The sequence below is a fragment of the Labedella phragmitis genome (genome assembly GCF_004078635.1).
GTDB lineage: Bacteria > Actinomycetota > Actinomycetes > Actinomycetales > Microbacteriaceae > Labedella > Labedella phragmitis.
In genome coordinates this window covers 911179-925960 of record NZ_RZNB01000001.1, presented here as the reverse complement: position 1 = coordinate 925960, position 14782 = coordinate 911179, and the positions used below count along the sequence as shown (strand labels likewise).

At 69.8% G+C, this 14782-nt stretch carries 10 protein-coding genes; 4 read left to right on the top strand and 6 right to left on the bottom strand.

Annotated elements, in window-relative coordinates; genetic code table 11:
• Nucleotides 1–380: 380 nt before the first annotated feature.
• From ELQ90_RS04440 to ELQ90_RS04420, 5 genes are all read right to left on the bottom strand, one after another.
• Nucleotides 381–2999, bottom strand: a complete 2619-nt coding sequence (locus ELQ90_RS04440) for a LuxR family transcriptional regulator (protein ID WP_208020561.1) — start codon at nt 2997–2999, stop codon at nt 381–383.
• Between the two features lie 195 nt (nt 3000–3194).
• Nucleotides 3195–3584 (bottom strand): fluoride efflux transporter FluC, encoded by a 390-nt coding sequence (locus ELQ90_RS04435; protein ID WP_128494016.1) that lies wholly within the window; start codon nt 3582–3584, stop codon nt 3195–3197.
• On the bottom strand, nt 3581–4036 hold the full coding sequence (locus ELQ90_RS04430) for a fluoride efflux transporter FluC (RefSeq protein WP_166408828.1): 456 nt from the start codon (nt 4034–4036) through the stop codon (nt 3581–3583). The genes ELQ90_RS04435 and ELQ90_RS04430 overlap by 4 nt, the downstream gene beginning before the upstream one ends.
• On the bottom strand, nt 4033–4536 hold the full coding sequence (locus ELQ90_RS04425) for a universal stress protein (RefSeq protein WP_128494014.1): 504 nt from the start codon (nt 4534–4536) through the stop codon (nt 4033–4035). Before ELQ90_RS04425 ends, ELQ90_RS04430 begins: the two co-directional genes overlap by 4 nt.
• 89 nt (nt 4537–4625) lie before the next feature.
• Nucleotides 4626–5654: a LacI family DNA-binding transcriptional regulator gene (locus ELQ90_RS04420; RefSeq protein ID WP_128494013.1), complete on the bottom strand. Its 1029-nt coding sequence runs from the start codon at nt 5652–5654 to the stop codon at nt 4626–4628.
• A gap of 265 nt (nt 5655–5919) precedes the next feature.
• Here ELQ90_RS04420 and ELQ90_RS04415 point away from each other — a divergent pair, with 265 nt between their 5' ends.
• Genes ELQ90_RS04415 through ELQ90_RS04400 form a run of 4 tightly spaced genes read left to right on the top strand, consistent with a single transcriptional unit; the run spans nt 5920 to nt 11273 of the window.
• Nucleotides 5920–7179 (top strand): extracellular solute-binding protein, encoded by a 1260-nt coding sequence (locus tag ELQ90_RS04415; RefSeq protein ID WP_128494012.1) that lies wholly within the window; start codon nt 5920–5922, stop codon nt 7177–7179.
• A 1-nt stretch (nt 7180) separates the two neighbouring features.
• Nucleotides 7181–8317 carry a carbohydrate ABC transporter permease gene (locus tag ELQ90_RS04410; protein WP_128494011.1) on the top strand — a complete coding sequence of 379 codons (1137 nt, stop codon included), beginning with the start codon at nt 7181–7183 and terminating at the stop codon, nt 8315–8317.
• Complete coding sequence (locus ELQ90_RS04405) at nt 8314–9219, top strand: carbohydrate ABC transporter permease (RefSeq protein ID WP_128494010.1); 906 nt, start codon at nt 8314–8316, stop codon at nt 9217–9219. The genes ELQ90_RS04410 and ELQ90_RS04405 overlap by 4 nt, the downstream gene beginning before the upstream one ends.
• Entirely contained in the window at nt 9216–11273 is a 2058-nt protein-coding gene (locus tag ELQ90_RS04400) for a glycogen debranching N-terminal domain-containing protein (RefSeq protein WP_341810214.1), read from the top strand. Before ELQ90_RS04405 ends, ELQ90_RS04400 begins: the two co-directional genes overlap by 4 nt.
• A gap of 108 nt (nt 11274–11381) precedes the next feature.
• Here ELQ90_RS04400 and ELQ90_RS04395 read toward each other — a convergent pair whose 3' ends face one another.
• Nucleotides 11382–14756 (bottom strand): LamG-like jellyroll fold domain-containing protein, encoded by a 3375-nt coding sequence (locus ELQ90_RS04395; RefSeq protein WP_166408826.1) that lies wholly within the window; start codon nt 14754–14756, stop codon nt 11382–11384.
• Between the last annotated feature and the right edge of the window lie 26 nt (nt 14757–14782).

Here is a 14782-nt window from a genome sequence, read left to right as displayed (position 1 = left end):
CGCGTCGGTCGCCCAGTGTCCATGGGCCGACGCTAAGCGCGTCGGGTAGACGTGAGATGGCCGCTCGGTGAACGCGCCCCTCCCCGCGGGCGACGATTGAGCGTCACCTCTCGGCCCGGTGACGGCGCGAGCTTCTCCGGTTGCCGACCCGATCGGCAACCGGAGAAGTCGCTTACGAGGAGTTGCTCCTCGGATCCGAGACGGCGGTGGACGCAACCCCCCGGTCCGTCCACCACGCCTCGGACATCTGGCCTCGCACGGCGTCTCGATGCGACGTCGGCGAGTCGATCCACGATGCCCCGATTCCGGCCGGAGCCACGGTCGACGGGCTTGAATTGGTCCCCTCTGTGGTCCTCACCGAGGACATTCGTCGGGTCGTCTCACCGGTCGAGGAGTCCCCGAGCGATCGCCGCGATCGCCGCTTCCTCACGCGTCGTCGCGCCGAGCTTGCGGTAGATGCTCGCGCGCTGCTTCTTCACCGTGTTCGGCGACACGACGAGCTGGCGCGCGATCGCCGACACGCTGAGTCCCGACACGAGCAGCGTGAGCACCTCACGCTCCCGAGCGGTTAGCTCCACGATGGACTCGAGCCGAGTGAACAGGGCCGGGACAGCGTCGAGTTCCTCGAGAAGAACCCGCGGCGCGAGCTCCGCATCCGCGGCGAGTACCGAGAGCGCTGTTCGATCAGGAGCGACGAGGAACAACCACGGAGTGCGCAAGCGGTTCCCGTCGAGGATCCTGAGCGCCTCGGAGAGGTCGTGGATCGCCGCACGTTCGCCCCCGAGCCGCAGGGACGCCGCGGCGCGGGCGAGCAGCAGCTCCGCGCGATCGCGCGGTCGCAACGAGGGAGAGGAGAGCGCGTCGCTCGCCGCGGCGACCGCCTCGAGGGCCTTGTCCTCGATGAGGGCGATCTGGGAGCGGGCGATGGCCGAAGCGGGATCCGACTTCTCGAACGACCGGATCGCTGACTTCGCGTGCGCGAGAGCGCCGACGGCGAGATAGAGCACGACGATCGATCGGTTGAGGGAGGACCGGACCGCCGGCGGGACCGCGATCCGATCGCGATCGAGGATCGTGTCGGCCACCGTCGCGATGCTCGTGAGCGACCGCCCCATCGCGGCGTCGACAAGCGCCCGCAGCGGGATGGAGTGCAGTCGCATCTCCGGGCCGGACGACGCGACGAGAGCGTCGGCCGCTCGCACGGTCGCCTCGAGATCGGGCGACTCCAGTAGGATGACGACCCCAGCGAGCTCGGCCCAGGACGATCGCGTGACGACTCCGGTCCGCCGCCGCGCCTCGAGGTGCCCCTCCGCGAGGGGGAGAGCTCCAGCGGCGGCGTGGGTCGCCGCGAGGACGCCGTGGATCGCCGACACCGACTCGGGCCGGATGCCGGGCACGGCGAGCGCCCGATCCGCCGTTCGGAGCGCGGAGCCGTGCTGCCCGGCGTCGAGGAACGTCAAGGCCGCCTGCAGAAGGGTCGACGCGAGCACGTCGGGCGTGTGGCTGCGGCGGTCGACGTCGACCCGCTCCGCCGCCGCGCTCACGTCCGTCGCCACCGAGAGGGCCGGAGCCCAGCGCCCGTCGTATCGCAAGGCGATGAGCCGGACCGCGAGCATCGCGAGCCGCTCGTCCCCCGAGACCTCGGTCATCCTCGAGCGGGCGAACTGCTCGGCGCTCGACAGGTAGGCGGAACCGACGGCGCGACCGTTCCCGACTCGCGCGTGGGCGATCCCGAGGAGCGTCGTGAGGAAGGGGAACCGGCGGAGCTTCGACGTCGCAACGGCGAGGAGCGGCTCGAACGCCGCCGGCATGTCGTCGGCGACGACCGAGAAGGACTCGCGCAGGATCCGCTCCGCGAGGGGCAATTGCTCCGTCCGGATGGCACGGGCCCAGGCGGCGCGCGCGTCACCCCTGCTCCAGAGGACCTCCGCAGCGGCCGCTTCCGCATTCGCCGTGCGGGCGCGTCCCGACGGGATGGCGCTGCGCTCCAGCACACGAGCGGTGATGGGCACGAAGTGGAATCGCGGCTCGGCGCCGTCCGACTCCCAGAACCCGAAGCCGAGCGAGCGGGCCCGGTCGAGCCAGTCGCGAGCCGCCTCGGGTGCGACGCCGCCGAGTCGCGCGGCTTCGACGGTCGTGACTCCGTCGAGGAGCGACGCGCGCTGCAGGAAGGACCAGAAGTCCGCCTCGTCCGGGCTGCCCGGCACTCCGGCCGACGTCACGAGCGCTTCCGCCACCCGGCTGATGACGAGATCCGTCTCCCGCGAGGTGCTCAACCGGTTCGTGCCGTCGAGCAGTTCGGCGACGAGTCGCGTGGCGAGCGGCATCCCACCCGCGATGGCGTGCACCTCCTGGGCCAGTTGCGCGTCGACCGTCAGAACCGATCGCACGATCACGAGGGCGCATTCGCGGGCTGTGAAGAGGAGGCGGCGCGGCTCGATCTCGGCGATGTCGAGCTCGCCGCCCTGCTCGCGCCTCTCGAAGGAACTGGTGCCCCTCGTCACGATCACGACGCGCAATCGGTCGGTGACCCGGAGCATGGCCCGGAAATCGTCCTCGACCGCCGTGTCGCCGAGGTCGTGAGCGTTGTCCACCACGATCGCGAAGGGGCCTTCGAGGTGCGACGCGAAGCGGACGAGGAGTCGACGGAGGTCGCCTCGAGTCGTCAGCTGCTCGGGAGTCGGGATCCAGCGCCCCGCGAGCGGGGCGTCGCCGGCGTCCTCCACCATCGCGAACAGCCGTGCCCAGAAGGACACCCGGTCGGCGGCATCGCCGTCGACGTCGATCCACACACCGGTGCTCCCGGCGCGAGCCGCCCACTGCGCGACGAGCATCGTCTTGCCGAACCCGGAACCCCCGCGCACGATCGTGACGGCGTGACCCGCGTCGAGATCCGCGACGAGATCGGGCCGCCGGATCGTCCACGACGGCTCGATCGGCGCACCGTACACCGAGCTGTCAGAACCTCGCCCATCCCCCGATGAGTCTTCGAATGACACGGTCTCCTGTGATTCCGCCACGTCCGCCCCCGTCTTCCGGCCGAGCGAGCGACGCCCGGACAGGAACACCCTGACGAAGCCGGTGCCCCTGACCAGCGGTTCGGACCATAAATGGTCCATCAGATGGTCCGCGCGGACACCCCGGTGACGACCCACCACCATGCCGGTCGGCGGGCGTCGAGCGGGACGGAGGCGCTACCGGACCCCCACGACGAGGGCCACCAGACCGAGCCCGAGTGACGCGGCGAGAGCGGCCGAGGCGAGCAGCCCGACGCCGTATGCCGCGGCGCTCCACCCCCGGCCCGCCAGCACGAGCCGAGCGATCTCCACACTCGCGGCCGAGAAGGTCGTGTAGCCGCCGAGAAGACCCGTGGCGAGTACCGCCACGAGCTCACCGGACACCAGGGATGCCGCCGCGAGCCCGGCGACGAGGCCGATCAGGAAGGATCCCGAGACGTTGACGACGACGGTGCCGAGCGGGATCCCGCGCGACCACCGTGCGGCGACCGCCGTGTCGACCGCGAGTCGGACCGCGGAACCGGCCCCGCCGGCGAGTGCCACGAGTACGAACGTCACCGCGGTCATCGACGCCCTCCGCTCGCGACCGTGTTTCCCATGACCATGCCGAGCACGGCTGCGGCGGCACCGATGATCACCGAGGCCAACGGATAGACGACGGCCTCGATCAGGGAGCCCTCACTCGCGAGAGCGACGGTGTCGGCGGCGAGGGCGCTGTAGGTGGTGAAGCCGCCGAGCACTCCCGTACCGAGGAGCAATCGGAGATTCTCGATACGACGCGAACGAGTCGACCGCGCCACGACCATCACGAGAAGGCCCAGGAGGAAGGAGCCGAGGGCGTTGGCGACGAAGACGCCGAGCGGCCAGGTCGCGTCGTACGGTACTGCCGCGAGCAACGCGGCCCTCGCCGCCGTGCCGAGCGTGCCGCCGACGAACACGACGCCGGCGGAGCGCCGATGCGGCCAGGTGATGCCGCGCGTCGGCGCCGGAGGAGAGTGATCGCCGGAAGGCTCCGTCACCCCTCCGCCCACGGCAGGTCGTCCCCCGCTCGGACCGGCGAGAGGGGGACGACGATGACGGGCTGTCGCTGTCGGTGGGCGAGATGCGCCGCAATGGATCCCGTGAAGAACTCCTGCAGCCCGGCTCGGAAGCCCGGCTCGCGCGTGCCGACGACGATCGATCCGACCTGCTCACGGTCGGCGATCGAACACAGTCCCGCCGAGGGCTCTCCCTCGCCCGTCACGACACGCCACGGCACCCCCGAGGTCGCGAGCACGGGTCGCACTTGCGCGTCGATCCACTCGGAATCGATCTCACTGTCGCCGTTGGCGTCGTAGGGCACGAAGGCCACGGATCCGTCTGCCCACAGGCCGGCGGTGTAGCGCGTCGCATCCACCCACGCGACGATGAGCTCCGCGCCGAAGGCCGCAGCATACTCGGCGGCCGTGCGGAGCACGGCATCCGGTTGCCCCGGGACGATGCCGACGAGGACGGGTCGGGACGAGGGTCGAACAGTCATGGCCTCAGCCTCCTCATGCGTGGAAATCGCGTCCCGCACACCTCCGCCGGAGCGGACCCGTGCGGTGCACGCTCAGCATATCCCCGTCGTCACTCGCGGACGATGAGCCGCGGCTCGACGAGGACGTGACCGGTTCCCGTGCGCGGAACGGAGGGGTCGACGGCCGTGCCGTGAGCCCCCATGAGGAGGTCGAGCGTCCCGACCGCCACGTCCTCCGGGCGCTGCTCGACGCTCGACAGCCCGAGCGCCTCCGACACCGGGGTGTTGTCGAAACCGATCACGAGCAGGTCGTGCACACCGGCGTCCATCGCCGCGAGGTGCGCCCCCACGGCGAGCGAATCGCTCGCGCATACGACTGCGTCGGGCACGGGGCCAGGCCCCCCGCCGGTCAGGACGCCCGCCATTGCGGCCCGGGCAGCCGTCAGATCGTCCTCGACGGCCCAGCGCAGCCCGTCGGGCGAGCGGCCGTGCGAGCGGAGGGCCCGAGCCCATCCGCGGGCGCGATCGTCGCCGGTTCCAGAGGGGCTCGGCCACCCCAGGAAGCCGATCGCGCGGCGACCGGCGGCGATCGCGTGCTTAGTGGCGGCGGCGGTGCCGGCCGCCCCGTCGACGTCGACCCACAAGTGCTGCGGGTCTCCCAGATCGTCGTCGCCCCACGGTCGGCCGAAGGTCGCGAACGGCACGTCGTGCTCGAGGAGCCACCCGGTCCGGGCGTCGCCGTGGAAGGTGGATGTGAGAACGAAGGCATCGACGTCCGCACCGTCGGTGAGGCGCCGGAACTGCTCGATCTCCTCGTCGGGAGTGCGCGCGGTGTAGAGGAGGATGCGCATCCCGCGTTCGGCCGCGTTCTCGGTGAGGGCATGCACGTACCGGTCGAGCACTGCTCCCGAGATACCGCCGGCGAACGGGTAGAGGCGGATGCCGATCGTCGAGCTACGGCGCGTGCGCAGGCGACGTGCCGAGGCATGCGGGCGGTAACCGAGATCCGAGATCGCGCGTTCGACGCGCTCCCGCGTCGCCGTGCGGACGATGTCCGGCGCGTTGAGGACATTCGACACCGTCTGACGGGACACGCCGGCGGCGAGCGCGACGTCGCTGACGGTCGGTTGTCTCGCCATCCCGTTCCTCCCCGTCGTTCCGCCTCGTCCGGCATCCTCGATCGGTGCGGGTTGAGCTCCTGGTCGCGTCATCGGCCATGTCCCGATCAACCGTCCGAGCGTACTCCTGCAGTCGATCTTGACATGTCAGACCAGCGCGATCTACGGTGAAGCGACGCCTTGATTTGATCGATCAAATAGGCGACTCTCAGCACCTCACAGCACGCGCTGGTCACGCGCACCGAACACCCTCGCCTCCGCGGGGCACTATCGAAGGAGATAGGACATGCAGTCACGACAGCACCGCCGGACCTGGGCGGCCGGGGCCCTCGCCGCCGTGGGAGCACTCACCCTCGCCGGTTGCGGCACGGGCTTCAGCGGTGGATCGTCCGACGAGGGCGGGAGCGGCGGGCTCACCTCGTCCGACGACTCGCTCTCCATCCTCATCGGCTCGAGCGGCGACGCCGAGACCACGGCCGTCGAGGACGCCGTCGCGGCGTGGTCGGAGGATTCCGGAATCGACGCCGAGGTGTCGGTCGCCAACGATCTCCCCCAGCAGCTCTCGCAGGGGTTCGCAGCGGGCGAGCCCGCGGACGTCTTCTACCTGTCGACGGACTACCTGGCGGGGTACGCGGGCAACGGCTCGCTCCTCGCCTACGGCGACGAGCTCTCGAACGCCGACGACTTCTACCCGTCGCTCGTTCAGAACTTCACCTACGAGGACGACTTCTACTGCGCACCGAAGGACTTCTCGACGCTCTCCCTCATCATCAACACGCGACTGTGGGAGGAAGCGGGCCTCACGGACGCCGACGTCCCCGCCACGTGGGACGAGCTCGCCGACGTGGCCGGCCGCCTCTCGACCGACGGTCGCGTCGGTCTCGGCATCGGAGCCGAATACCAGCGGGTCGGCGTCTTCCTGGCCCAGGCCGGCGGCGGACTCGTGAACGAGGACGGTACGGAGGCCATCGCCTCGAGCCCCGAGAACCTCGAGGCTCTCGAGTACGTCCAGCAGCTCATCACCGACGGCTCGCTCGCGTTCGCTCCCGCGCTCGGCGCCGGATGGGGCGGCGAGGCCTTCGGCAAGGAGCTCGCGGCCATGACGATCGAGGGCAACTGGATCACGGGAGGTCTCTCGGCCGACTATCCCGACACCGAGTACACGGTCGCGGAGCTTCCCGCCGGCCCCGCCGGTCAGGGAACGCTCCAGTTCACCAACTGCTGGGGGATCGCCGCCGACAGCCCCAACCAGGAGGGCGCCCTCGATCTCATCGAATACCTGACGAGTACCGCGTCGCAGCTCGCCTTCTCCGAGGCGTTCGGTCCGATGCCGTCGACCGAGTCCGCCGCTGCAGACTGGACCGAAGCGAACCCCGAGCTCGCCCCGTTCCTCGCGGGCGCCGACTACGCGCAGGGCATGCCGACCGCGGACGGCAGCATCGACGTGATCACCGACTTCAACGCGCAACTCGAGACCCTCGGCGACGCCGACATCGAGGCGCTCCTCGAATCGGTGCAGTCGAATCTCGAGGCCGTCGTCGGCTGACATGACCTCCTCGACACCCGCACCCGGCACAGGTGCCCGGGTTCGCCGCGAACGGACCCGGGCCACCGGGCTCCGCCGCGGCGACGCCGCCGCCGGCTGGCTGTTCACGGCCCCCGTGATCGTCATCCTCGGCGTCTTCCTCGCGGTCCCCGTCCTCATGGCGCTGTGGGTCAGCTTCTCCGACTGGGGCGGCCGCGGCAGCCCCTTCTCGGGCGACGTCGACTTCGTCGGCTTCGACAACTACACGGCGATCCTCGCCGGGGGCGGCCTCGCGGAGCGGGACTTCGGCATCGCACTGCGCAACAACGCCTGGTACGTCCTGCTCGTCGTCCCCCTCCAGACGGCGTTGTCCCTGTTCCTCGCCGTCCTCGTCAACCGGGCGATCTTGCGCGGACGTGGCTTCTTCCGCACGGCCTTCTACTTCCCGTCCGTCACGAGCTCCGTCGCCATCACGGTGCTGTGGCTCTTCCTGTTCTCCGCGACGGGCGTCGTCAACAAAGTGCTCGCCGCCGTCGGGATCGCCGGACCCAACTGGTTCAACGACCCGACGGGTGTCGTCCACAACCTCCTCGGGGTCATCGGCATCACCTCGGGACCGACGGCCCTCACGGACGCCGATCTCCTGGGCGTCTCGTTGTGGGACTGGCTCGCCGGTCCGTCCGTCGCGATGAGCGCCTTCGTCCTCATGGCGGTGTTCACGACGAGCGGCACGTTCATGCTCCTGTTCCTCGCCGCGCTCCAGAACCTCGGTGGAGACGTCACCGAGGCCGCCATGATGGACGGCGCGAACGGCTGGCAGCGGTTCTGGCGTGTCACGCTCCCCCGGCTCAAGCCGACGCTCTTCACCGTGCTGACGCTCGGCCTCATCGGCTGCTGGCAGGTGTTCGACCAGATCTACACCGGGACGCAGGGCGGTCCGAGCAAGACGACGCTCACACCGGCCTATCTCTCCTACACGGCGGCGTTCAATTCGCAGGACTGGGGTCAGGGTGCCGCGATCGCGTTCATCCTGTTCCTCATCATCGTCGCGTTCACGCTCATCCAGCGGTGGATCCTGCGCGACCGACCGGTCTCGAAGCGGCGGGCCGCCGCCTACCTCCCGAAAGCGACCAAGACGACCGACGGGATGACACGATGACGACCTCGACCCTCGCCGATCGCACGATCGGGGGCACGGACGGCGGGTCCCGTCCGACCCGTCGACGGCGGCCAACGGGCACGATCGCGGCGCAATCTGTCCTCTACGCGATCCTCGTGGTCCTCGCGGTCGTGTACATCTTCCCCTTCCTCGTCCAGGTGGCGACGTCGTTCAAGACCGACGCCGACGCCGCCGCGAATCCCGTCTCGCTCATCCCGGGCACGTGGTCCGCCGCAGCCTACGAGCGCTTGTTCGCCGGCTCGGACTTCCCGGTCTGGTTCGCGAACTCGGCGCTCGTGACCGTGTTCGTCACCCTCGGGCGGGTGTTCTTCGACTCGCTCGCCGGCTACGCGCTCGCCCGGCTCCAGTTCCGTGGCCGCAACGTTGTGTTCGCGGCGCTCGTGGCCGTGATGTCGGTGCCTCTCGTCGTGCTCCTCATCCCCAAGTTCCTCGTGATCAACCAGCTCGGCATGTACGACTCCTACGCGGGCATGATCCTGCCCCTGCTCGTGGACGCCGCCGGGGTGTTCATCATGAAGAACTTCTTCGAGTCGATCCCGACGAGCGTCGAGGAGCAAGCGCGCATCGACGGCGCCGGGACCTTCCGGGTGTTCTGGTCCGTGGTGCTCCCGATGGCGCGCCCGGCCCTCATCACGATCATCATCCTGTCGTTCCAGGGCTCCTGGAACGAGCTGTCGCACTTCATCGTCGCGACGCAATCGCCCGAGCTCACGACCCTCACGAAGGGTGTCGCGTCGCTCGCGTCGGGACAATTGAGCCAGGGCACGCAGTATCCGTTGAAACTCGCGGCCGCGGCGATCATGACGATCCCTGTGGCCGTGATGTTCTTCATCTTCCAACGACGCATCATGAACGCCAGCGAAGGGGCCGTGAAGGAATGACAGCAGAGCAGCAGGCGAACGACCGTACGCCCGACGCGGCGAGCGCCGTGGACGACGCGGCGAGCACGGTGCCCACGACGAGCATCGCGAGCGCGGGAAGCCCGGTGAGCACGGGGGACGCAGCGGGAAGCACTGTGCACCGCGGCGGCTCCCCGCGCGACCGTCCGATGCAACCACTCCTGCACGACTCCGTGGTGGTACTGCGGGCACCGACGCAGTCATGGTCGGCAGCCGACGGCGACATGGGCGCGTCGGCCATCCACGGCCTCTACCACGGCGACACGCGCGTGATCCGCGGCCTCCGGCTGCGCGTCGGCGAGAGCGCGCCGGAGGCGATCAGCGTCGCCCAGCGCGGAGCGACCGGCGCGACTTTCGTCGCTCTCACTCGGAGGATCGACGACCGCGGGGCCGATCCCCGCGTCCGGCTCGAGCGTCACCGCGATGTGTCGGCCGGCTCGCTCTCCGAGCGCGTCGCGCTCGTCTCCCGGGTCGACCACAAGATCGAGACGAGCATCACCCTCGAGATCACCCCGGATTTCGCCGCGATGCAGCAGGTCAAGGCGGGCACGTCAGCGAACTCCGCGTGGGACATCCGTGAGGAGCCGGATGGCGTGACGATCTCGAGCGGGCCGACGACCATCAGACTGAGCGCTCCCGGCGCTGTCGCCACGTCGACGGGCGACGGCGTCACCGTGGCCTGGTCGGTCACCCTCGCACCGCACGCGACGGAGTCACGGGCCCTCGAGGTCGCCGTCGAGGACACCTCGCTCGTCGTCGCGGCACCGCGTCGAGAGGTCGCCTGGCGTTCCCCTCTCGGCGTCGTGCCGGACAGCCGACTCGAGCGCTGGATCGATGCGGCGCTCACCGACCTCGACGCGTTGCGGCTCGCGCTTCCCGATCACCCCGACGACGAATTCCTCGCGGCGGGGGCTCCGTGGTTCTTCACCCTGTTCGGTCGCGATTCGATCTGGGCCGCGCGCTTCCTCCTCCCCGTGACGACGGACGTCGCGGCCTCAACGCTGCGCGTGCTCGCGCGGCTGCAGGGAGTCGCGCACGATCCGGAGTCCGCGGAGCAGCCCGGCAAGATCATGCACGAACTCCGCTCGGCGCCGCTCTCGATTCCCGGAGAACAAGTCACGCTGCCGCCGGTGTACTACGGCACGGTCGACGCGACGGCGCTCTGGGTCGCCCTCCTCGCCGACGCTCACGCCGCGGGGATGTCGGAGTCGGCCGTGACCGAGTTGCTTCCGGCACTCAGGGGATGCCTCGACTGGATCGTCCGGTGGGGCGACAGCGATGGCGACGGTTTCCTCGACTACGTCGACCTCACGGGTCACGGCCTCGCCAATCAGGGCTGGAAGGACTCGGGCGACTCGATCCAGTGGCGCGATGGGACCCTCGCGGCGGGGCCGATCGCCCTGTGCGAGGTGCAGGCCTACGCGTACGAGGCCGTCGTGGCCGGTGCTCGCCTCCTCGACGAACTGGGCGACGGCCGAGACGACACCGACGCTCTCCGTGTGTGGGCCGCCGACCTCAAGAACCGCTTCCGCGAGGCCTACTGGGTCGAGACCACGGAGGGCCGTTATCCCGCCGTCGCCCTCGACGCCGAGAAACGGCCGGTCGACTCCCTCACGAGCAACATCGGCCATCTCCTCGGCACGGGGATCCTGGATCCCGATGAGGAGGACGCAGTCGTCTCGCTGCTCGTCGCGCCGTCGATGGCCTCCGGATACGGTCTCCGGACCCTCTCGACGGAAGCGGCCGGGTACTGGCCCCTCAGCTATCACGGCGGCAGTGTGTGGACGCACGACACCGCCATCGCGATCGCCGGTCTCGTCCGCTCCGGTCACCTCGACGAGGCCCGGATCCTGTCCGAGGGGCTGCTCGCCGCGGCCGAGCGCTTCTCCTTCCGCATGCCCGAACTGCACTCGGGCGACGCACGCGCCGAATTCTCCGCACCCACGCCGTATCCCGCCGCGTGTCGCCCGCAGGCCTGGTCGGCCGCCGCGGTGTTCCCCGTGCTCTCAGCGCTGACCGCGGGTGACGACGCCTGACGCAGGGCGGTTTGACTCCCGGCAGTGCGATCAGGGTGACATGATCGGCTCCACGACCGCCGTCCGCGGCACGGCGGTGGAGCCGACGCTTCGGCGGGCCGATCCGCGCTACGGCTTCGTGGTGACGAAGTCGAGGAGCGACAACGTGGTCGGGTTGGGTCGGCCGGAGTAGAAGTAGACGCCGATCGTTCCGGGCGCCTGCAGAGCCGCCTTCGTGTCCGTCTTCGTGACCTGCCATGAGGTCGGCTCCGCCGAGCCCGTCCAGGCCTTCGCTCGGAGAGTCGTCGTGCCTGTCCCGGTGACCTGCAGCCTCACCGTGACGACCTTGCCAGCGGCGAAGGCGAGACTCGGCAGAGCGACCGAGGCGATCGTGACGCCCGTGACCTGAAGGTCGAGTCGGGCGGTCGTCGGATCGATCACGACGCGGGCGGTGTAGCGCTCGGAGCCGACGGATCTGCCGATCGCACTGACGTAGTGGGCCGACGTGCCGGCAGGCTGATCGAGACTGAACGACATGACGGTGTCCGTGTCGGTCGCCTTCACACCCGACAGGGTCTGCGTGCGCGACTCCGTCGGGCTCAACGCGAGACGACCGGTTCCCGACGCGACACTCGACCTCGAGTCGGCGGAGGACCACGCCCCACCGACGGAAGCGCTGCCCCAACCGGTGGTGACCGAGCGCTCGAAATCATCCCGTGCGATGACCGTGGGAACGGGAGTCGTCGCCTCGGTCACCGTGACCGACTTCGACGCGATGGCCGAACTGGCGCCGTCGTTGTCGACGACCCGGAGCGTCACCGTATAGGTCCCGGCCGCTGAGTAGGCATGGGGCGCCGTGCGCCCCGTTCCGGTCGCCCCGTCACCGAAGGTCCACGCATAGGACGCGACGGTGCCATCGGGATCGCTCGAAGCAGACCCGTCGACCGTGAGCTGCAGACCGGAGCCGCTCGCGGTGAACGAGGCGGTTGGCGCCGCGTTCGTCGGAGTGGACTGCGGAGCAGCGGCGAAGTGCGCTGCGACGGATTGCGGGGTGAGCACCGTCGGGTACAGGGCGACGTTGTCGATCGCGCCGTCGAGGAAGTCGCTCGTGGGTGCCGACGTCCATCCGCCGAGCGAGTTGCCGCCGACGTTCCAGTACCCGTCGAAGACGCCGGCGAGCGTGTCCTCGGTGCGCGAGCCCACGAGGACCCCGTCGACGAAGAGCTGGAGGCCCTTCGGCCCGAGCGTCGTCACGACGTGATGCCACCGCCCGTCGTTGTAGGACGCGGATGACGCGACGGTCTGGGCGCTGTCCGTCCAGACGCCGAAGATGATCTTGCCCGCGTCCGTCATGTAGACGTGGCGGTCGTGCGCGTTGTTCGTCGCCGCTCGCGTGTGCCCGAACCCGAGGATCTGGCCGCCCCGCGTACTCGTCGTGGAGACCCACGCCTCCGCCGTGTACGTGGTCGGAGCCGCGATGCTCTTCTCCTGCGACACGAACTGGCTTGCGCCGTCGAAATCGGCGGCTCTGCCCGTGGTCATGGACTCGATCCCGTCGATTCGTGCAGCCACGCTCGACACGTCGTTCGTGCCGGCCCAGTCACGGCCCGCCGCCCCGGACGACTCGTTGAAGGGATAGTACGAAGCGGGCTGATCGCCGAGGACGGCACGGTCGTAGTCGGTGAGCGGACCGGCGACGCCTGTTGTCGCCGTGTAGGTGACAGGCGCGCTCATCGTGGCGTTGCCGTCGGGATCGATCGATCGCACCTGGTACGTATACGTCGTTCCGGGAACGAGGCCGGCGTCGGCTCCCCGCACGGTGGGCTTCTGCCAGAAGGTCGAGCCGATCCAGGACGTCGAGAAGACCGGCTTCGCGGTGTTCCCATCGCGAATGATCTCGTACCGGAGACGAGAGCTGTCGCGATCGTCGTTCGCCGGCCAACTGAGCTTCACCCCCGTGCCCTGGAAGCCCTCGAGGGTCGGCGTGAATTTGGTGCCACTCAGGCGCGGAGGGTTCTTCTGCGGAGCCGCCGGCGGCGCCGCGAAGCGTGCGAGTCCGGTCTGCTTGACGCCGTTGACCGAACGGAACTCCCCGCCGTAGAGGACATAGCCGCCACCCGTCGTGACGTCCCACGGACCCTGGTTCGACCCTGTGAACAGTCCGGTGTCGAAGGCGGGGAACCAGTGGAGCAGGGAGGGTGCCGGCTGACCGGCATGGCTCCAAAAGGTGGTGTTCTTCGCGAGCACCTTCCCCGTCGCGGCGTTCGAGAACGCGAGGCCGCGGTACTGGCCCTCCGGCTCGACGTAGTCGCCGAATCCGCTGACATTGCTGCAGTCGTGGTGGTGGCTCGCGGTGTAGACGACGTCGCCGAGCGGCTGCACGGAGTAGTTGTCCCCGCGGCAGTCCTCGAGCCACTGGATGGCTCCGTCCGCAGCTCGCGCCTTGAACGTCCCCTCGAAGTTGCCCGTGCCGTAGGCCCACCCGGTGCCGTACACGGAGTCGCCGGCGGTCGCGAGGCTGTAGATGCCGGAGGATCCGGTCTTGCCCGTCGCCGGGTCTGTGATGTCCTCACCGTTGCGGATGACGCCGCCGACGGCCCACGGCTGCAGCGCCGCCGTGTCGGGAGCGACCGAGGCGAGCCCCAGGGCGTCCTTCCCCGCAGAGGTGAGGAAGCGCCCACCGAGGACGACGCGCGTTCCTCCGCCCGCTATGACGATGGCCTTGACCTCTCCACCCGTGAGCTTCGGGTCCCATGGGAGCAGTGCCCCGGTGCCGGGGGCAACGGCTGCGGCCTTGTAGCGCACCGTCTTCTGCGCCGCCGTGAACGTGCCGCCGAGATATACCGCGGAGGCCGAGGCCGCCACGGCGTTCACACCCCTGTTGAGGACGGGAGCGAACGAGGGCACGAGCGAACTCGATGCCACCTCGAAGGCTGCCGCATACGTCCGCGCCGCGCCGTTGACTCTCGTGAAGTCGCCGCCGGCGTAGAGGGTCTTGCCGTCCGGCGAGATCGCCAGCGAGCGGACGGGGGCGTTGAAGACGGGCGCGAACGGCAGGAGCTTCCCGGTCGTCACGTCGTACGCCAGCATGTGGTTCCGGGTGACGATATTCTGGCCGACTCCCGAACCCGCGGGTCGCGCCTTCGAGAACGCCCCGGCGACGTACACGGTGTTGCCGACGACGAGCTGATCCCAGACCACGCCACCGTTCGTCACATCACCCTTGGCCGCGGTGGTTCCGTCGCCGATCTGCGGCGTCGGGAGGACGTCCGCCGTCACCGTGGCGGGAGTGGTGGGATCGGTGGGGTCGACCGGTCGGGCTTCCGCGTTGGCCGCCCCCGCCGGCGCGAGCGTCGCCGCAACGAGAGCAGTCGCGGCGATCGTAGGACCGAGGAGGGCCAACGCAGCGCGAGCGCGGGACCGATATCGCCGCGCACGCCCCCCGACCTCACCGTCCGTTGCCGATTCGTCGGCCAAGAGTGTGCGCGTGCGAGATGTCGCCATCGAGCTGTTCCCCCCGGAATCATGAT

Coding starts and splice junctions, on each gene's coding strand:
- ELQ90_RS04405 (WP_128494010.1), top strand. CDS start 8,314: ATGACGACCTCGACCCTCGCCGATCGCACGATCGGGGGCACGGACGGC.
- ELQ90_RS04410 (WP_128494011.1), top strand. CDS start 7,181: ATGACCTCCTCGACACCCGCACCCGGCACAGGTGCCCGGGTTCGCCGC.
- ELQ90_RS04395 (WP_166408826.1), bottom strand. CDS start 14,756: ATGGCGACATCTCGCACGCGCACACTCTTGGCCGACGAATCGGCAACG.
- ELQ90_RS04425 (WP_128494014.1), bottom strand. CDS start 4,536: ATGACTGTTCGACCCTCGTCCCGACCCGTCCTCGTCGGCATCGTCCCG.
- ELQ90_RS04420 (WP_128494013.1), bottom strand. CDS start 5,654: ATGGCGAGACAACCGACCGTCAGCGACGTCGCGCTCGCCGCCGGCGTG.
- ELQ90_RS04400 (WP_341810214.1), top strand. CDS start 9,216: ATGACAGCAGAGCAGCAGGCGAACGACCGTACGCCCGACGCGGCGAGC.
- ELQ90_RS04435 (WP_128494016.1), bottom strand. CDS start 3,584: ATGACCGCGGTGACGTTCGTACTCGTGGCACTCGCCGGCGGGGCCGGT.
- ELQ90_RS04415 (WP_128494012.1), top strand. CDS start 5,920: ATGCAGTCACGACAGCACCGCCGGACCTGGGCGGCCGGGGCCCTCGCC.